General features: G+C 64.7%; 17 protein-coding genes, 1 tRNA gene and 1 riboswitch. Of the genes, 6 read left to right on the forward strand and 12 right to left on the reverse strand.

Features of this window, described 5'->3' with window-relative positions; genetic code table 11:
- Positions 1-57: 57 nt before the first annotated feature.
- Positions 58-861 carry a GntR family transcriptional regulator gene (locus tag B5D62_RS03865; protein WP_170920772.1) on the forward strand — a complete coding sequence of 268 codons (804 nt, stop codon included), beginning with the start codon at positions 58-60 and terminating at the stop codon, positions 859-861.
- Between the two features lie 9 nt (positions 862-870).
- Here the strand turns inward: B5D62_RS03865 and B5D62_RS03870 are convergent.
- Positions 871-946, reverse strand: a tRNA-Glu gene (locus B5D62_RS03870).
- A 69-nt stretch (positions 947-1,015) separates the two neighbouring features.
- On the reverse strand, positions 1,016-2,068 hold the full coding sequence (locus B5D62_RS03875) for a methyltransferase (RefSeq protein WP_085932477.1): 1,053 nt from the start codon (positions 2,066-2,068) through the stop codon (positions 1,016-1,018).
- A 76-nt stretch (positions 2,069-2,144) separates the two neighbouring features.
- Here B5D62_RS03875 and B5D62_RS03880 point away from each other — a divergent pair, with 76 nt between their 5' ends.
- Entirely contained in the window at positions 2,145-2,948 is an 804-nt protein-coding gene (locus tag B5D62_RS03880) for a class II aldolase/adducin family protein (RefSeq protein ID WP_231714712.1), read from the forward strand.
- On the opposite strand, the gene B5D62_RS03885 is transcribed toward B5D62_RS03880, so the two are convergent.
- From B5D62_RS03885 to B5D62_RS03905, 5 genes are read right to left on the reverse strand one after another with little or no spacing between them, the layout of a single operon-like run.
- Positions 2,945-3,412 (reverse strand): DUF3828 domain-containing protein, encoded by a 468-nt coding sequence (locus tag B5D62_RS03885; protein ID WP_170920773.1) that lies wholly within the window; start codon positions 3,410-3,412, stop codon positions 2,945-2,947. The genes B5D62_RS03880 and B5D62_RS03885 overlap by 4 nt on opposite strands.
- Positions 3,413-3,416: 4 nt before the next feature.
- On the reverse strand, positions 3,417-5,738 hold the full coding sequence (locus B5D62_RS03890) for a molybdopterin-dependent oxidoreductase (RefSeq protein WP_085932479.1): 2,322 nt from the start codon (positions 5,736-5,738) through the stop codon (positions 3,417-3,419).
- A 23-nt stretch (positions 5,739-5,761) separates the two neighbouring features.
- Entirely contained in the window at positions 5,762-6,805 is a 1,044-nt protein-coding gene (locus B5D62_RS03895; RefSeq protein WP_085932480.1) for a threonine aldolase family protein, read from the reverse strand.
- Entirely contained in the window at positions 6,802-7,194 is a 393-nt protein-coding gene (locus tag B5D62_RS03900; RefSeq protein WP_085932481.1) for a VOC family protein, read from the reverse strand. The genes B5D62_RS03895 and B5D62_RS03900 overlap by 4 nt, the downstream gene beginning before the upstream one ends.
- Position 7,195: 1 nt before the next feature.
- Positions 7,196-7,531 (reverse strand): DUF6476 family protein, encoded by a 336-nt coding sequence (locus B5D62_RS03905; protein ID WP_139373711.1) that lies wholly within the window; start codon positions 7,529-7,531, stop codon positions 7,196-7,198.
- Positions 7,532-7,540: 9 nt separating this feature from the next.
- Here B5D62_RS03905 and B5D62_RS03910 point away from each other — a divergent pair, with 9 nt between their 5' ends.
- Both B5D62_RS03910 and rpoH read left to right on the forward strand, forming a co-directional pair.
- The gene (locus tag B5D62_RS03910; RefSeq protein ID WP_139373712.1) at positions 7,541-8,530 is read left to right on the forward strand and encodes an RluA family pseudouridine synthase; all 990 of its coding nucleotides are present in this window, start codon (positions 7,541-7,543) and stop codon (positions 8,528-8,530) included.
- 123 nt (positions 8,531-8,653) lie between these two features.
- A complete protein-coding gene (rpoH, locus tag B5D62_RS03915; protein ID WP_085932484.1) occupies positions 8,654-9,604 on the forward strand; it encodes an RNA polymerase sigma factor RpoH in 951 nt (316 codons plus the stop codon).
- A 141-nt stretch (positions 9,605-9,745) separates the two neighbouring features.
- Here rpoH and B5D62_RS03920 read toward each other — a convergent pair whose 3' ends face one another.
- Together B5D62_RS03920 and B5D62_RS03925 are read right to left on the reverse strand one after the other, a co-directional pair.
- On the reverse strand, positions 9,746-10,810 hold the full coding sequence (locus tag B5D62_RS03920) for a HoxN/HupN/NixA family nickel/cobalt transporter (RefSeq protein WP_085932485.1): 1,065 nt from the start codon (positions 10,808-10,810) through the stop codon (positions 9,746-9,748).
- An 82-nt stretch (positions 10,811-10,892) separates the two neighbouring features.
- Positions 10,893-11,101, reverse strand: a riboswitch (cobalamin riboswitch).
- Positions 11,102-11,133: 32 nt separating this feature from the next.
- Positions 11,134-12,102 (reverse strand): GlxA family transcriptional regulator, encoded by a 969-nt coding sequence (locus tag B5D62_RS03925; RefSeq protein ID WP_085932486.1) that lies wholly within the window; start codon positions 12,100-12,102, stop codon positions 11,134-11,136.
- Positions 12,103-12,218: 116 nt separating this feature from the next.
- On the opposite strand from B5D62_RS03925, the gene B5D62_RS03930 reads away from it, so the two are divergent.
- Positions 12,219-12,863: an HD domain-containing protein gene (locus B5D62_RS03930; protein ID WP_085933515.1), complete on the forward strand. Its 645-nt coding sequence runs from the start codon at positions 12,219-12,221 to the stop codon at positions 12,861-12,863.
- Positions 12,864-12,926: 63 nt separating this feature from the next.
- Here B5D62_RS03930 and B5D62_RS03935 read toward each other — a convergent pair whose 3' ends face one another.
- Positions 12,927-13,817 carry an alpha/beta fold hydrolase gene (locus tag B5D62_RS03935; protein WP_085932487.1) on the reverse strand — a complete coding sequence of 297 codons (891 nt, stop codon included), beginning with the start codon at positions 13,815-13,817 and terminating at the stop codon, positions 12,927-12,929.
- Positions 13,818-13,848: 31 nt separating this feature from the next.
- Here B5D62_RS03935 and B5D62_RS03940 point away from each other — a divergent pair, with 31 nt between their 5' ends.
- Positions 13,849-14,700 (forward strand): enoyl-CoA hydratase, encoded by an 852-nt coding sequence (locus B5D62_RS03940; protein ID WP_085932488.1) that lies wholly within the window; start codon positions 13,849-13,851, stop codon positions 14,698-14,700.
- 40 nt (positions 14,701-14,740) lie between these two features.
- On the opposite strand, the gene B5D62_RS03945 is transcribed toward B5D62_RS03940, so the two are convergent.
- Entirely contained in the window at positions 14,741-15,970 is a 1,230-nt protein-coding gene (locus B5D62_RS03945) for an ArsB/NhaD family transporter (protein WP_085932489.1), read from the reverse strand.
- A gap of 58 nt (positions 15,971-16,028) precedes the next feature.
- The gene (locus B5D62_RS03950; protein ID WP_085932490.1) at positions 16,029-16,859 is read right to left on the reverse strand and encodes a polyphosphate kinase 2 family protein; all 831 of its coding nucleotides are present in this window, start codon (positions 16,857-16,859) and stop codon (positions 16,029-16,031) included.
- Positions 16,860-16,867: the final 8 nt, after the last annotated feature.

Here is a 16,867-nt window from a genome sequence, read left to right on the forward strand (position 1 = left end):
AAGAGCATGAAACATAGTATATCAAGTTGTCAATACATAGCATACCAAGAGTGCACAATGTCGACTTCGGACGATCCCGCTCCTCTTTATTCGCGGGTACATGCCGCCATTCGAGAAGCCATTCGGGAGGGGCGGCTAGCTGCCGGTGCGCTGCTGCCCAGTGAAAAGGAACTCGAGGCAGCACACGGGGTAAGCCGCATTACTGTCCGCCGTGCTTTGGACGAACTGGAGCGCGAGGGGCTGATCACACGCGGCCGCGGTCGTCAGGCGAAGGTGGTCGAGCCGCTAGTCTCGCGGATCCGGACTGAGATCGAGGAAGACCTCGCGGCCATGCTCGATCTCGTGCGCGGGACGGAGGCCAAGGTGCTCAGCGCCAGCTGGCGGCTGGTCGACGCGCCGATGCGCGCGACGCTGCAAGCCGGCGAGGGGGAGCCGGTGCTGCAGGTGGATCGGCTGCGCAGCAAGGACGGCAAGCCGATCATGCATACCCGTGCCCATGTGCCGGCCTGGATCGGCGCCAAGCTCGACCGCGAGGCCTTGGCGGGAACGACCATGCTCGAATTGCTGGCGAGGGCCGGGGTGAGGATCGCCGGCGCCGAGCAAGCCATGCGTGCCGCGCCGTGTCCGAAAGAAGTTGCGCCGCTGATCGGCCTGTCGGCGGGCGACCCGGTCTTCATCGTCGAGCGGCTGGTGCGAGATGACCGGGACCGGCCGATCCAGCACCTGTTAGCGACGTTTCGGTGGGATAGCTTCAGCTATCGGATTCGCTCGACACGTTCGGCAGCCGGGCGGGTCGTGGAGATTTCCGGAGCTGGGCACGTCGGGGCCCCAGCTGAAGGCGCCTCGATCACTCGACGGTAGTTGGGCGATTGGCGCTCCCTACGGGATTCGAACCCGTGTTTCAGCCTTGAGAGGGCCGCGTCCTAGGCCTCTAGACGAAGGGAGCGAGGCCGGGAGCCGGGTTGATAGTCGAAGCGGGAGCGGGGCGCAACCCCAACTGCGGCGACCGGAGCCGTCAGGCCGGTTTTCGGCCAGCGACGCGGGACAGGACGCCGGGGACAAACGGATGGACCGCCACACCGCGGAAGCCGGCCTCCTCGAGGTAGCCTTTTACTTCAGCCTCGGTGTGGGCGAGACCAGTACTTCCGAACACCCCTTCATTCAGGCCCCACAGCGCCGCCGATAGGGGGCCGCGCCGGTCGTCATTCAAGGTCTCGCCGATGAGATGCATCTCGCCACCGGGCACCAGGGCGGCGAAGGCCTTGCCGACCACGAGGCGGATCAGTGCCGGCTCGTATTGCGGCAGGTTGCTCGCCATGACGACGACATCGACTCCTTGCGGAAAGTCGGTGACGGTGAAGTCTCCGGCCAGCGTCGTAACCCGGTCGCTGGCCTTGTTGGCCTCGATATATTCTTTCGCCACCACGGTGACGGGCGGCAGGTCGAGCACAATCGCCTTCAGGCCGGGAAAGGTCTGGGTGGCGACGATGCTATAGGCGCCCGAGCCGCCGCCCAGATCCAGCATCAGCTTGCGCCCGGAAAGATCGACGCTGCGGCTGAAAAGCCGCGCGGCGCCCATCCCGATCGAGTAGGTGGCGGCGTGATAGCGGCGGGCATCCTCGATCGTGAATTGATCGTACGCGCCGAGCTTCTTCACAACCGGATTGCGCAGCCGTTCGCTCAATTCGCCATAGGCGGCCCAACGCGGTTTTGTGAACAGGATCCACGGGCCGGCATACCGATCGCTGTCCTTGACCAGAAAGCGCTGCACGTCAGGCGCGTTGGCGAAGCGGCTGTCCTTGCTGGCGCTTTCGCGCGTCAGCAAGGCCATGGCGACCAGCGCCGTCAACAGGCGCTCGGCATTGCGCTCGCTGATCCCGACCGTCTTCGCGACCGCTGCGGTCGTATCGTGGCCGCGGGCGATGGCGGTAAAGACCTCGAGTTCGACCGCTGCCATCAGCGCCGCGCTCTCCCAATAGGCCTGCGCCATTTTCTGCAGGCGTGTCGTGTCGAGACGAGACTTGGCCGTCATCGTGAGAGAGGCGGGGGCTTGGGCAGCATCGGACATTGGCGTTTCCTCTTTGATTGCCGCATCCTAGCGCGAGAGCCTAGGATTCACCGATTCCGCCGGGAGGAACGCCGCCATGGACATGCCTATCGCCCAGGATCTGCCGATCACCGGTATCGATGTCTATTCTCTGCCGTCCGAACAAGGCGAGGCGGTGCTGCGCCGCCAGCTCGCGGCCGCCTACCGCCTTGTTGATCACTTCGGCTGGACCGAACTGATCTACGGGCATCTGACGGCGCGCGTGCCGGGAGATGCCCCGCACTTCCTGATCAATCCCTATGGCCTGAACTACGACGAGGTCACGGCCTCGAACCTGGTGAAGATCGATCTCGACGGGAACATCGTCGAGCCCAGCCCCTATCCGGTAAATTACGCCGGCTTCATCATCCATTCGGCCATCCATATGGCGCACGCGGCGCGGCACAAGGTGGTGATGCATACCCATACCCGTGCCGGCATGGCGGTCTGCGCGCTCAAGGATGGGCTGCTGCCGATCTCGATGGTGTCGACCGCCTTCCACGGCAAGCTGGCCTATCACGATTACGAAGGGCCCAGCCTCGATCTCGATGAGCGCGGGCGGCTCTTGAAGAATCTCGGCGACCATCAGGCGATGCTGCTGCGCAATCACGGCCTGCTGACGACCGGCCGCTCCGTGCCCGAGGCCTTCCTGCGGCTCTATCGGTTGGAGCGCGCCTGCCAGATCCAGATCGATGCCGCGGCGGCGGGCACGCTCAATGTCATGGGCGACAATCTCGCCGCCAAGTCGGGGGCGGACATGGACCGCTTCTCAGAGATGGAGTCCGATGTCGGCATCGGCGACCTCGAATTCGCGGCGCTGGTGCGCAAGCTCGACAAGACCGATCCGAGCTGGCGCCACTAAGGCAACTTGTAGAGCTTTCGAAGCGATCCGTTCGGGCTGACGATATCGGCGATGCGCCAGCCCTTTGGCGTCTGAACCAGGAACACCGTCACCGTCTTCGGCTGACCAGCGTTCTTGAAGGAGATGGCGCCCTTTGCGCTGCCACCATCGACCGAGCTCGCCACGGTGAGATCGGTGATCTCCCAGTCTTGTGCATCGATGAAGGGATCGCCGTCGAGCAGCGGCACCTCGTTGCGTTTGCTCGCCGCCGCCATGTCCTTGTCGATCTCGGCGGCGAGGTCTGGCGCGAAGTAGCGGCTCGTCTCCCAATAGGGCTGACCTTTGAAATCCTTCTGGCGATAAGGCCGGTAGAGCTCCTCCAGAAAGGCCTGCGGCGTTTGTCCCTGCGCGTTCGCCGACAGCGGCGCGACGAGCAGGAGCGTCACCATCAGGCGCCGCCCGAGAACGAGAGCCGATACCGACATTGATTCAGCGTCGGACATCGAAGGCGGGTGGCTGATGTGCCGTTACCGGCGGCGCCGGGCCATCGAACCGTTCGACCTCGACCAGGCAAGTCTGCGCGATGCAGCCCTGGCTCAGCTTGGAGGCGCCGACATCGAGCGTGAGGGCATTGGGATTTCCGTGCTTCTCCAGCGGCCTGTTCGAGCCGGCGTCGGCAGGATCGAACCAGGCGCCGGTCGACAGGCGCACGACCCCGCGACGGATACGGTCGCTCAGGCGCGCGGCCGCCAGGCAGGCGCCACGGTCGTTGTAGACACGCAGGATATCGCCGTCCGCGATGCCACGGGCCGCAGCGTCCTCGGGGTGGATCGTGATCGGTTGGCGCCCCTTGATCTTGGTCGCCTTGGCATAGGGACTGTGGTCGAGCTGGCTGTGCAGCTTGTCGGCGGGCTGATCCGACAGCATGTGCAGCGGATAGCGCTCGGCCGTCCTGGAACCCAGCCATTCGATCGGCTCCATCCAGGTCGGGTGCGGCGGGCAGTCGTCGAGGGCGAAGGAGGCGATGCGCTCCGAATAGATCTCGATCTTTCCCGATGGGGTTTTCAGCGCATGCTTGGCCGGGTCGGTTCGGAAGGCAGCCAGCATGACCGGATCGCGCTTCTCGCCCTTGGCCTCCGCCAGTCCGGCCTCCCAGAACTGCGCAAACGGCGGCAGGGTGACGCCGGCCTTGGCCGATTTCACGCGCGCTTCCTCGTAGAGATGCTCCAGCCAATCGCCGCTCGACGCGTGGCCCTGCGAATGTGCCTCGGCCACGCCAAGTCGCTGCGCCAGCGCCTGGAAGATGTCGTAATCGTCGCGTGCCTCGCCCAGCGGCTCGCGCGCTTTCTTCATGGCGATGACGAAGGGCTCACGGCTGCCATAGCCGATATCGTCCCTTTCGAGGCTGGTCGTGGCGGGCAGTACGATATCGGCCATCTTGGCGGCCGGCGTCCAGAATTGCTCGTGGAAGATGATCGTGTCGGGCTTGGACCAGGCCTGCCGCAGCCGGTTGAGGTCCTGGTGGTGATGATAGGGATTGCCACCCGCCCAATAGACAAGATGGATGTCGGGATAGGTGTGGCGTTCGCCGTTGTAGTCGAAGCTGGCGCCTGGATGCAGCAGCATGTCGGTGAAGCGTGCAACGGGAATGAAACTCTTCACCGGGTTGGTTCCCTGCGGCAAAGTCGGCCCGGAATACTTGGGATATCCGCTGCCCATCAAATTCACGGGACCATAGCCGACGCCAAAGCCGCCACCTGGCAGGCCGATCTGGCCCAGCATGCAGGCCAGCGTCACCAGCGCCCAGAACGGCTGCTCGCCATGGTGGCTGCGTTGCAGCGACCAGCCGATGCTGACCGTGGTGCGGGTTGCCGCCATCTCGCGGGCGAGCGATGCGATCCGCGCAGCCGAGATGCCGCAGATGCGTTCCGCCCAGGCCGGCGTCTTGGGCTGGCCGTCGCTCTCACCGACGAGATAGGGCACGAATTTCTCGAAGCCGACGGTGCAGCGATCCAGGAAGGAGCGATCGTACAGCTTCTCGGTATAAAGGACGTGGCATAGCGCCAGGATCAGGGCCGTGTCGGTGTTGGGCCGCACAGCGAGCCATTCGACCTCGCTGCCATTGTCGAGATCCTCGGCGGTCGGCGTGACATTGACGAAGCGGACGCCCTTCGCGGCCATGCCGTAGAGCCCGCGCTTGACGTGATGCAGCGTCGCGCCGCCGGCATTGATCTGGGCGTTCTTGCGCGGCACGCCGCCGAAGGTGACGAACAGCTTGCAATGCTCGGCCAGCACGTCCCAGCTGGTGTGCATGGCCATCAGCTCTTCCATGCTGGCAACGATGTGCGGCATCAGCACGCGCGCCGCACCCAGGCTGTAGGAATCCTGGTGGCGCACGAAGCCGCCATAGCAGTTCAGGAACCGCTTCACTTGGCTTTGCGCGTGATGGAACCGGCCGGCGCTCGACCAGCCATAGGAGCCGCCGAAGACGGCCTCGTTGCCCCAGCTCGTCTGCACGCGTTTGAGCTCGGCCGCAACCAGGTCCAGCGCCTCGTCCCACGGCACTTCCACGAAGGGTTCCTGGCCACGCTTGTCGCTCGCCGCACCGGGTCCTTTTTCGAGCCAGCTCTTGCGGACCGCCGGACGACCGACGCGCAGACGGGCGACCTCGTCCGACAGCATGTGCAGCCCGATCGGCGATGGATCAGGGTCTTGCGAGAAGGGGTGCAGACGCGAGGCCTTGCCTTGCTCGTCGTACTCGACCTCGTAAACACCCCAGTGAGCGGCGGTGAGCGTACGCTGATGCGTCATGTCCTTACCCTGATGCGGCAGTATTATTCGGCTGTCTTTGCGATGGAGAGAAAACGATCGACCATGGTCGGGTCGGTGTCAAAGGCCGTCACCAGCCGGAAGGCACGCTCGCCCGGGCGGTCCGACGGCCAGGGATGATACTGCGCTCCCGCTTCCTCCAGCGCATCGTGGATATGCGCGGGCAAGGCGATGAAGATCTCGTTGGCATGGACCGGGTAGAGCAGCGACGTGCCCTTCAAAGCCGTCAGTCCGGCCACGAGGCGGCGAGCCATGGCATTGGCGTGACGGGCATTGGCCAGCCACAGTCCATCGGCGAAGTAGGCGTCGAGCTGGGCCGAGAGCAGGCGCATCTTGGAGAACAGATGGCCGCCGCGCTTGCGCCGAAACTCGAATTCGCGCGCCAGTTCGCGGTCGAAGAACACCACGACTTCGGCTGCCATGGCGCCGTTCTTCGTCGCGCCCAGGCTGAGGACGTCGACGCCCGCCCGCCAGGTCAGTTCCGAGGGTGCGCAGCCGATATAGGAAAGGGCGTTGGCGAAGCGCGCACCGTCCATGTGCAACTTGAGCCCGTGGCGGCGGGCCGAGGTCGAGAGGCCGGCGATTTCCTCCGGTGAATAGGCAGTACCGCATTCGGTGGCCTGTGTGATGCTGACGGCCGCCGGCTGGGGATGATGGACCACGCCATAGACCGGTTGCGCCAGCATGTCGGCGAGACGGCGCGGATCTATCTTGCCGTCCTTGCCATCGACATGAACGAGCTGTGAGCCAGAGGTATAGAATTGCGGCGCATTGGCTTCGTCGACGGCAATATGCGAGGCGGGGTGGCAAAAGATGGCGCCCCAGGGCGGTGTGCAGCAGGAAAGGGCCAGCACGTTAGCGGCGGTTCCTGTGGCGACGGGATAGGCCACCAGACCTGGATGATCGAAGATCTCCCGCAGGCGTCGTTCGACCTTGTGGGTCCATTCGTCGTCGCCATAGGAGTGAGCCGTACCGGCGGTGAAGGCCCGTCGCACCGCTTCGAGGATCAGGGGATGGGCGCCGGCTTCGTTGTCGCTGCGGAAGTTCATTCTTGCTCCTCGGGACGGCGCGTCAGCGCCTCGAGACGGTTGCCGTCCGGATCGCGGACGAAGGCGGCGTAGTAGTCGGGGCCGTATCTTTCGCGCAGGCCAGGAGGCCCATCGTCGCTGCCGCCATGCTCCAGCGCCGCGGCGTGGAAAGTGCGCACGGCGGCCCGGCTCGGGGCGCGGAAGCACCAGTGGCGGTTATCGGGGACAACGTGGTCGCTGAGATAGACCGAGATGTAACAAGGCGCTCCCTCTCGACCGGCTCGTTCGCCATAGCCGATGGCCCGTTCGCGCCGATTGACCCGCGGGACCCCCAATGGCGCCAGGACGGCGTCATAGAACCGCTGTGCCCGATCGAGGTCGGTCACCGTGATCGAAAGGTGGTCGAACATGCTAGCGCGCCGCACCGGGCGGGAAGGCAATGGTGCCGAGCAGGGCGCCGGTGCGGGGGTCGATGACATAGGCGGTCGGCAGCCCGTCCGGCCCCTCGACATGGACGACCAGTCGATCGCCGACCGCGGTCATGGACAGGACCTGGGCGCCCGACGGCAGGGCGATCCGCTGGGCGAAGGGTGCTCCGCCTGCTGGCGATTGCGAACTGCCGGAGGTAGACATGCGCCGGATGGTTTCGGCCGTTACGACAATGAACCCGGTGACGATCACCGCGCCCATCACGATCACGAGCACCTTCAGCCAACGCGGTGCATGGGCCTGAGCAGAGGGGGCCAAGACAACTCCATGGACGAAACCGGTCGCCACATCGTGACCTTCGACGCTGCCGCCGCCGGCGAACGGCTCGACCGCGCGCTGGCGGCTGCTTTGCCGATCCTCACGCGCAGCCGCGTGAAGGCGTTGATCGAAGGCCGCCGGGTGGCGCTGGCGGGCGGCGGGACGATAGAAGAGCCGTCCCGCAAGGTCAAAACGGGCGAGTGTTTCATTGTCGACATTCCGGAGCCCGAACCGGCCGAGCCGCTCCCTCAGGCGCGCGATCTCGATATCCTCTACGAGGACGACGACCTGCTGGTGCTCGACAAGCCGGCAGGCTTGGTCGTCCATCCCGCGCCGGGCAATCCGGACAATACCCTGGTCAATGCGCTGCTGGCTCATTGCGGCGAGAGTCTGTCGGGGATCGGCGGCGTGCGGCGGCCCGGTATCGTCCACCGTCTCGACAAGGATACGTCCGGCGTCATGGTGGTGGCCAAGAACGACGCCGCTCACCACGCTCTTTCCAAGCTGTTCGCCGCCCATGACCTGACCCGGGTCTACCATGCCCTTGTCTGGGGCGTTCCCAGCCCGCGGCAGGGGACAATCGAGGCCGCCATCGGGCGTCATCCGGTCGATCGCAAGCGCATGGCCGTGCGCCGGACCAGCGGCAAGCGGGCGCTCACGGACTATTGGGTCGAGAAGAGCTTCGGGCCGCCGCTCGCGCCGTGGGCGAGCCTGGTAGCGGCCAAACTGCATACCGGCCGGACCCATCAGGTCAGGGTGCATTTCTCCCATATCGGCTGCCCGGTGGTCGGCGATCCGGTCTATGGCCGCAGCCGCAGCGGTGCTCGGAACACCTCACTGCCGGCATCGTTGAAAAGCTTTGGACGGCAGGCGTTGCATGCCGCCCTCCTGGAATTCCGCCATCCGAGGACCGGGCGGGAGATGACCTTCGCCACAGAATTGCCGCAAGACATGCGGAAGCTGGTCGCGGAAATGAACGGCGTTAAGTTACCGGACTGATTGTTGAGGGGATTAGTCGGAAATAGGGGTTGACCCAACCGCTATCCGACTAATAGACTCAGGTTTAGCAGTCGACGGGCGAGAGTGCTAAACGCCCGTTCAGGCAGAAAGGGGGAGTCCCCAATGAGTACTGTATCCGCAAACCTTCCCGCCCTGCCGTCGGCCTTGTCGCCGGAGGGTAACCTTTCGCGCTATCTGCAGGAGATCCGCAAGTTTCCCCTGCTGGAGCCGCAGGAAGAATTCATGCTCGCCAAGCGCTGGCGGGAACATGGTGATTCCCAGGCTGCGCACAAGCTCGTGACCAGCCATTTGCGCCTCGTGGCCAAGATCGCCATGGGTTACCGGGGCTATGGGCTGCCGGTGGCCGAGCTGATCTCGGAGGGCAATGTCGGCATGATGCAGGCGGTCAAGCGGTTCGACCCGGACCGCGGCTTCCGCCTGGCCACCTACGCCATGTGGTGGATTCGTGCCTCGATCCAGGAATACATCCTGCACAGCTGGTCGCTCGTGAAGATGGGCACCACCGCCGCGCAGAAGAAGCTGTTCTTCAACCTGCGCAAGCTCAAGGGCCAGATGCAGGCCATCGAGGAGGGCGACCTGTCGCCCGAGCAGGTATCCAAGATCGCCACCCGCCTCGGCGTTCCCGAGGAGGAGGTGGTGAACATGAACCGCCGCCTGGCGGCTCCGGACAGTTCGCTCAACGCCGCGGTGAAAGCCGAGGGCGACATGGAGTGGCAGGACTGGCTGGTCGACGATTCTCCTAACCAGGAGGCGCGGCTGGCCGACAACCAGGAGCTGGGCCAGCGCAAGCACATGCTGGCGCTGGCGCTGAAGCAGCTTACGGACCGCGAGCGGCACATCATCATCGAGCGCCGACTGGTGGACGAGCCGCAGACGCTCGAGGACCTGTCCGCTAAATACGGCATCAGCCGCGAGCGTGTGCGCCAGATCGAGGTGCGGGCCTTCGACAAGCTGCAGAAGGCGATGAAGAACATGGTGGTCGAGGCCGCCGCCGAGTCGTCACGCAAGGCCGAAGCCCATTCCAAGGCCGAGGCGCAGGCTGGGACGCGTTAGGGACCATCTGCGGGCCGTGCCGATCGGCGCGGCGCAGGTGCGAACGCCGTATGAGATGAATGCAAAGGCCCCGCGCTTTCGGCTCGGGGCCTTTTGTTGTCCAGATTCCAGCAATGAGATTTCATGGTCCGCGACATCTCTCTAGGAAGCCGAACGTTCGACCTCGATTTCGTCGAGGCCGTGGTAGCGGTAGACGATCAGAGAGCCGATCCAGGCGAGGATGAACACGGCGATGATCAGGAAGCCGAGATTGTTGAAATTGTCGTTCAGTGCCGTGATCGCCTCCCAGAACCAGCCCGAGAGGCCGAATTGCTCGGCGAGCAGGCCCAGCGTCTCGATGCCGCCGATCAGCAGCGCGATGACCACCGACACGAAGGTGATGGTGAGGTTGTAGTAGAGCTTGCGCATGGGCTTCACGAACGCCCAGTTGTAAGCGCCCAGCATCAGCACGCCGTCGGTCGTGTCGATCAGCGACATACCGGCGGCGAACAGCGCCGGGAAGACCATGATGGCCCAGATCGACACGCCGTTGGCCACCTCGGTCGCCGAGAGGCCGAGCAGGGTGACCTCCGTTGCGGTGCCGAATCCCAATCCGAACAGGAAGCCGAGCGGGAACATGTGCCAGCTGCGATGGACCAGCCGGAACATTGGCCGGAACAGTCGCGCCAGCAGGCCGCGATTGTTCAGCAGCAGGTCGAAATCCTCGTCGATGTAGTGACCACCGGCACGTAGCTGCCGGAAGGTCCGCCAGATGCCGCGCAGGATGACGATGTTGGCGAAGGCGATCACGAACAGGAACAGCGCCGAGATCAGCGTGCCGACGATGCTGCCCACGTTCTTGAAAGCCTCGAAGCGGTCGGTCAGCAGGGTGGTCGTGCCGGCGATGGCGGCTGCCGCCAGCGCCACCACGGCCGAGTGGCCGGTGGCGAAGAAGAAGCCAATGCTCACCGGCCGCTTGCCTTCCTGCATCAGCTTGCGGGTGACGTTGTCGATGGCGGCGATGTGGTCGGCATCAACGGCGTGCCGCACCCCGAGCGTGTAGGCGAGCAGAGCCGTGCTCATTAGCAACGGCCGGTGGCCGAACACTATCCAGGCCCAGATCCACGCGCCTAGGTTGGCGGCGATCAGCAGGCTGTAGAGGCCGATCAGCGGCAGGCGCAGCCCGCTGGCCCGGTCGTCAAAGGTAATGCGAAGAAGCCTCAGCATCGGACGGTCTCCCGGCAAAGTCACACGCTACGCGCGTCACCTCTCGGTTTGACCGTTCCGCTGGATCGTCCCGTCCATCGGAAGAGCGACGCTCTCATCGGCAGGTCTTCTGGCTCGCGGGTCGTCGCCCGTGTCCGCCTTCCCGGATCGAGATCCAGTGGCACTCCGGACACGCGCTCGCCGCTTACAGCTGCGGGTACAGCCGCCGATTGGCCCCTGGCTTTCGCCCCGGGCACCACGGCGTTCCCTCTTCGCCTCCCGTTCGGGAGGACCGACGATCAGCGAGGAGTAGGGGGCGCCGGTAGCACGGTCAAGAGCAGGCGTCACGTGGACGCAAAGCGCTTGCGGTATTCGGCGGGCGTCACACCGACATGGCGTGCGAAGGTCCGGCGCAGCGTGTCGGCATTGGCGAAGCCGCATAACCCGGCCACCTGCTTGGGCGTTTTGGTCCCTGTCTCGAGATGACGCCGTGCGGCGCCAATGCGCACCTCTTCGACCCAGGCGGCCGGCGTCGTGCCGACCTCGTGCAGGAAGAGGCGGGCAAAGTGACGGCTGCTCAGGCCAGCGCGCTTGGCCAGGTTGCCGACCGACAGATCGGCGGCGGGATGAGCCGCAGCCCAGCGCTGGATTTCCTGGAGAATGGATCGACCGGCGGGAGCGATATCGCCCCGCTGGCTGAACTGAAGCTGTCCGCCGGGCCGCTTGAAGAACATCACCAGCTGGGCGGCCACTTTCATCGCCAGCTCGCGACCGAAATCCTCCTCCACCAGCGCCAGGGCCAGGTCGAGCCCGGCCGTGACCCCCGCAGCCGTGCGCAGTTTGCCGTCGCGGACATGGATCGCGTCCGCATCGACCTGCACCTCTGGATAGCGTTCGGCCAGGCGTTGAGCGCCACTCCAGTGCGTGGTGATGCGCTTGCCGTCGAGCAAGCCCGCAGCTGCCAGGACGAAGGCGCCAGTGCACACCGAGCCGTAGCGACGCGCGGCCCGGGCCTGCTGCCGCAACCAGTCGAGCAAAGCGGGCGGCGGCACCCGGTCGGCCGCGGTCGGTCCACCGGCCACGAGCAGCGTGTGGGATGGCGTGCCATCCTTGTCGCCAATGACCGTATCGGCCAGCAGGCGCAGGCCGGATGAGCTTGTGATCTCCCGTGGACCGTGCGTGACGATACGCAGTCGATAGAGCTCCGCAGCGGCCTCGACATTGGCCTGGGCGAACACGTCCAACGGGCCCGAGACATCGAGGAGCTGCACGCCGGGCAGGGCAAGGATCGTCACGGTCCGGGGCTTGGTCATGCGTTGCTCGGTGTGTCGCGATCGGACGGAATATGGCCGAAATGGACGTATCCAGTCAATTGAAGCCATATGGCGACGGGATCATCTCTGGATCGCATTCATCCGAGGAGACCGACATGACGACCTTGGCTATCGACGGGGTGAGCGTTCCCGACAGCAGGCTGGCGTGCGAGATCACCGCGTTCGTGCGCGATACCGAGACGCCGCTGCTATTCCATCATTCGAGCCGCGTGTTCTACTTCGCAGCGCTGACCGGCCGGCGAGAGGCGATCGGTTTCGACCCCGAACTGCTCTATGCCGGTGCGATGTTCCACGATGTCGGTCTCATGCCATCGCACAGCAGCAGGACGGAGCGCTTCGAGGTCGATGGCGCCAATGCTGCTCGCGACTTCCTGCGCAGTCACGGCATCGCGCAGCAGGACATCGACACGGTGTGGACAGCGATCGCCCTGCACACGACGCCGGGCATCCCGCAGCACATGCATCCGGTCGTCGCCCTCGTCACGGCGGGCGTCGAGATGGATGTCCTGGGGCTCGCCTACGACGATTTCGGCGAGGCACAGCGTGAGGCTGTCGTCCGGGCCCATCCGCGCACGCCGCATTTCAAGGAAGACATCATTCAGGCCTTCCATGACGGCATAAGGCACAAGCCCGAAACCACGTTCGGCAACGTCAAGGCCGACGTGCTTGCCGACAAGGAGCCGCACTTCCATCGCACCAATTTCTGCAGCGTCATTCGCATGTCGGCCTGGCGTGGTTGAGGCCGGCGAGCCTGGGCGTCGCTCCTGCCCCTGCGGCGACGCCCAGGCCATCGCCTTGCAGCCCTACGGTCGGACATAGCCGATGCGGCGGAAGAAGCGGTCGATCTCGGCCGCGGCGGCATCCGGCGTCTCGTAATGAACGAAGTGGCCGGCCTCCTCGGCGATGCTGGCTTCCACATCCTCGAAGTATTCGCCGACGACATCGATCCAGGCGCTGCGTAGCACCGGGTCATGACGACCCCAGAAGATGCGGGTTGGATGCTTGATCGTAGGCGGCTTGGGCGCGGCGCCAGCCATCACGGCAAGGCGAGCGGCATTCTGGGAGATGTACCAGTTGAAGCCGCCTTGCAGGTTGCCCGGCCGCATGAAGTTGTCGATCCAGCGCTCCAGCACGGCGTCGAAAGTGTCCTTGCGATAGGACCAGTGCCGCAGGAAGTGACCGAAGTAGGCACGGCAGGCATCCCGGTTGGCGCCGACCAGCGCCGGCGCGAAGGGCATCTGGTGAAAGGTCTGGTACCAGATCTCGTTGATCTGTTCAGGTTCGCGCCATCGTGCGCCGACGCCGTGCGTAGCGCAGTTGAAGAAGAACAGCCCCGCCACCTTGCCCGGATGATTGAGCGCCAGACGCTGCATGGCGAAGGCGCCGACATCGTGACCGACGAAACCCGCACGTTCGATATCGAGAGTGTCCATGATGGCGGCGATGTCGTCCGCGAGTACATCGGGGCCGGCCTTGTCGGAACGACCCGGGTCGGGATTGCCGCTCTCACCGAAGCCACGAAAGTCGGGCGCGATCAGCCGATAGCGATCTCCCAGGCGGGCAAGCATCGGTTCCCAGGTCGCCCAGAATTCCGGCCAGCCATGCAGCAGGAACAGCGGCGGTCCGTCGCCCACCTGTGCGACGTGCGTGGTGAATCCGCGCGTGTCGAGGAAGGTGTGCTTCACGGCGGGCATGGCTAAGCTCCGGGAAATTTCGGGAGGAAACATGACCAGCCAGCCCATCCTCTATGACACGCCGGTGCCGGCCATCGCCCACATCGTGCTGAATCGCCCCGAGGCGCGCAATGCACAGGACACGGCGTTTCTTTATGCGCTCAACGAGGCTTTCGATCGTGCGGCCCACGACGACCAGGTCAAGGTGATCGTCCTGTCGGCCAACGGTCCGCATTTCTCATCCGGGCACGACCTGCGCGAGGTCGATGGCCACGGCAACATGCGCAGGCACGATACGGTCGGCACCTGGGGCGGGTTCGGAGAGCCCGGTGCGGAAGCGCAGTATGCGCGCGAGCAGGAGATCTATCTCGGCTTCTGCGAGCGTTGGCGCAACATCCCCAAACCCACGATCGCATTGGTGCACGGCAAGGTGATGGCGGGCGGCCTGATGCTGATGTGGCCGTGCGATCTGATCGTCTGCGCCGACGATGCCGCCTTCCTCGATCATACGGTGGCGATGGGAGTCGGCGGCGCGGAGTTCTTCGCCCATCCCTGGGAGATGGGCGTGCGCAAGGCCAAGGAGTTCCTGTTCACCGCCGACTGGATCACGGCGCAGGAGGCGCATCGGCTGGGGATGGTGAACCATGTCGTGCCCCGCAGCGAACTCGAGCGCTTCGGCCTGGCTCTCGCCGAGAAGATCGCCCAGAAGCCGCTCTTCGCGCTGCGGCTGGTGAAGCAGGCGGTGAACGCGGCGCAGGACGCACAAGGCCGGGTCAATGCCATGCAGACCGCTTTTGCGCTCCACCATCTGGCGCACGCTCACAACATGATCGTCCACGGCAAGCTCGTGGATCCGGCCGGCCTGATGCCAGCAGTCAAGAAGCACGAGACGGCGGCCGATTGATCGAGGCGTGCCGCCCGTGCCACGGACGGGCGAAGGATCGTCAGACGAGCAACAGCAGCCAGGCGGCGCCGATGAGCATCGTCAGCAGGGTGACGGGAATGCCGGCCTTGGAGAATTCGGCAAGGGAGATTGGCATGCCATGCTTTTCGGCGGCCTCCACGACGATGATGCCTGCCAGGCTCCCGAACACGACGACGTTGCTGGCGAAGGCCGACCCCAGCGCCATGGCCGCGCCAGATACCTCAGGATTGCCGGCCTTCACGTACGGTACCAGCAGCAGCGCCGCGGGATTGTTGCCGACGATGTCGCTCAGCACGCTGATGCTGACATAAAGCGTCAGGGGATGCTGGAAGTCGAAGCCGTGCGCATGCAGGTCGGTGATGATCTGCTGCGGCAAGCCCGTTGTCGCGAGCGCCGCATTCACGACGAACAGGCCGCCCAGGAGAATGAACAGGTTGCCGTCGACATGCTTCAGCATGTCGGCGGAAGTGATGGTGCGGTTGACCAGGAGGATCGCGGCACCCGCGAGCGCGATCTCGCCGCGCGGCCAGGAGGTAAGAACGAAGGCCGCGATGACGAGAACGGTGACCAGTGTGGCCTTGGCGACCTCGAGGCGGTTGAGCGGCGGCGGCCCGGGCAAGGCCTGTAATGGCTTCGCCGGCGCGACCAGGGTCCAGCGGTTCCGGTAGAGGAAGCTCAGCACGCCCCAGATCGGCACGAGGGACAGGAGCGAGGGCAGGAGGGCCGCGATCATGAACCCGGTGAAGGACAGGTTCATGCCCTGGGCGATGATCATGTTCTGCGGGCTGCCGATGATGGTGCCGGCCGCGCCGGCGTTGGAGGCGAAGCAGAAGCCCAGCAGGAACGGGATGGGGTTGAGGCGGCGCGCCATGCAGAGCTGGATGATCACCGGCACCATGGCGACCACGACCACGTCGTTGGTCAGGATCGAGGACAGCACCGCCGACGTGGCGATCATGACCGCCAGCAGCCCGCGCGGACCGATCGACAGCGAGGTCGCGCGTGCGGCGACCCAGTCGTAGAAGCCGGACACCATGAAGGCCGCCGACACGATCATCAGCCCGAACAGCAGCGAGATGGTCGGGAAACTGACGGCGGCCCAGGCCGCGTCGGGTGTGATCTTCTGGAACACCAGCAGGGCGATGGCGCCCAGCAGGGCGACGCCAGTTCGGTCCACCTGCAGGCCCGGAATCCGCCCAACCGCCATGACGGCGTAGGTGAGCAGGAAGATGATGACCGTCACATACACGAGGCCACGCTCCGCAATTCTTCAATCGGTTCCCGACGTCGCGGATGCGACGCGGGTCTCATTCCTTCTCGGCCTTATGATAGGCCTTGCGGATATGGGCAAGGTCGACGGTGGGCTTGGGCATCTTCATGTCCATCTTCTCCATCGCCTCACTCATGATCTGCGATACGGCGAGATTGCGGAACCATTTGTGGTTGGACGGAATCACGTACCACGGCGCCTTCTCGGTCGAGCAGCGCTCCAGCATGTCCTCATAGGCCGAGATATAGTCGTCCCAGTATGCGCGTTCCGTGTAGTCGCTCTCGCTGATCTTCCATTGCCGGGACGGGTCGTCGAGACGCTGCTTGAAGCGCGCCAGCTGCTCGTCCTTGGAGATGTAAAGAAAGAACTTCAGGATCGTCGTGTTGTTGTGGGTCAGGAGCGATTCGAAGGCATTGATCTGCTCGTAGTGCTTCGACCATACAGGCTCCGGCGCGAGCTTGTGCACGCGCACGACCAGAACGTCCTCGTAATGGGAGCGGTTGAAGATCGCCGTGCGGCCGCGAGCCGGCGTGTGCGGGTGGATGCGCCACAGGAAATCGTGCGCTTGTTCTTCGGCCGACGGCTGCTTGAAGCCGACGACCGAACAACCCTGCGGGTTCATGGCATCGATCACGTGGCGACAGACGCCGTCCTTGCCGGCGGCATCGATACCCTGCAGGACGATCAGCAGCGAATGGCCGCGCTCGGCATACATCGTATATTGCAGGGCCTTGATCTTCTCCATGTAGTGCTGGAGATCGGGCAGGGCCTTGTCGCTCGATTCGTGTGTGCCGTGGTAGCCGGGGTCGATGTCCTTGAGCTTGACCTTCTTGCCGGGCGGGACGATCAGATCCTTGGCGTAGCTCATATTTTTCC

The sequence above is a fragment of the Enhydrobacter aerosaccus genome, assembly GCF_900167455.1.
GTDB lineage: Bacteria > Pseudomonadota > Alphaproteobacteria > Reyranellales > Reyranellaceae > Reyranella > Reyranella aerosaccus.

Excerpts from the sequence above, each read along its gene's own strand:
- B5D62_RS03865 (WP_170920772.1), top strand. The coding sequence starts at position 58 with ATGTCGACTTCGGACGATCCCGCTCCTCTTTATTCGCGGGTACATGCC.
- B5D62_RS03875 (WP_085932477.1), bottom strand. The coding sequence starts at position 2,068 with ATGTCCGATGCTGCCCAAGCCCCCGCCTCTCTCACGATGACGGCCAAG.
- B5D62_RS03880 (WP_231714712.1), top strand. The coding sequence starts at position 2,145 with ATGGACATGCCTATCGCCCAGGATCTGCCGATCACCGGTATCGATGTC.
- B5D62_RS03885 (WP_170920773.1), bottom strand. The coding sequence starts at position 3,412 with ATGTCGGTATCGGCTCTCGTTCTCGGGCGGCGCCTGATGGTGACGCTC.
- B5D62_RS03890 (WP_085932479.1), bottom strand. The coding sequence starts at position 5,738 with ATGACGCATCAGCGTACGCTCACCGCCGCTCACTGGGGTGTTTACGAG.
- B5D62_RS03895 (WP_085932480.1), bottom strand. The coding sequence starts at position 6,805 with ATGAACTTCCGCAGCGACAACGAAGCCGGCGCCCATCCCCTGATCCTC.
- B5D62_RS03900 (WP_085932481.1), bottom strand. The coding sequence starts at position 7,194 with ATGTTCGACCACCTTTCGATCACGGTGACCGACCTCGATCGGGCACAG.
- B5D62_RS03910 (WP_139373712.1), top strand. The coding sequence starts at position 7,541 with ATGGACGAAACCGGTCGCCACATCGTGACCTTCGACGCTGCCGCCGCC.
- rpoH (WP_085932484.1), top strand. The coding sequence starts at position 8,654 with ATGAGTACTGTATCCGCAAACCTTCCCGCCCTGCCGTCGGCCTTGTCG.
- B5D62_RS03920 (WP_085932485.1), bottom strand. The coding sequence starts at position 10,810 with ATGCTGAGGCTTCTTCGCATTACCTTTGACGACCGGGCCAGCGGGCTG.
- B5D62_RS03925 (WP_085932486.1), bottom strand. The coding sequence starts at position 12,102 with ATGACCAAGCCCCGGACCGTGACGATCCTTGCCCTGCCCGGCGTGCAG.
- B5D62_RS03930 (WP_085933515.1), top strand. The coding sequence starts at position 12,219 with ATGACGACCTTGGCTATCGACGGGGTGAGCGTTCCCGACAGCAGGCTG.
- B5D62_RS03935 (WP_085932487.1), bottom strand. The coding sequence starts at position 13,817 with ATGCCCGCCGTGAAGCACACCTTCCTCGACACGCGCGGATTCACCACG.
- B5D62_RS03940 (WP_085932488.1), top strand. The coding sequence starts at position 13,849 with ATGACCAGCCAGCCCATCCTCTATGACACGCCGGTGCCGGCCATCGCC.
- B5D62_RS03950 (WP_085932490.1), bottom strand. The coding sequence starts at position 16,859 with ATGAGCTACGCCAAGGATCTGATCGTCCCGCCCGGCAAGAAGGTCAAG.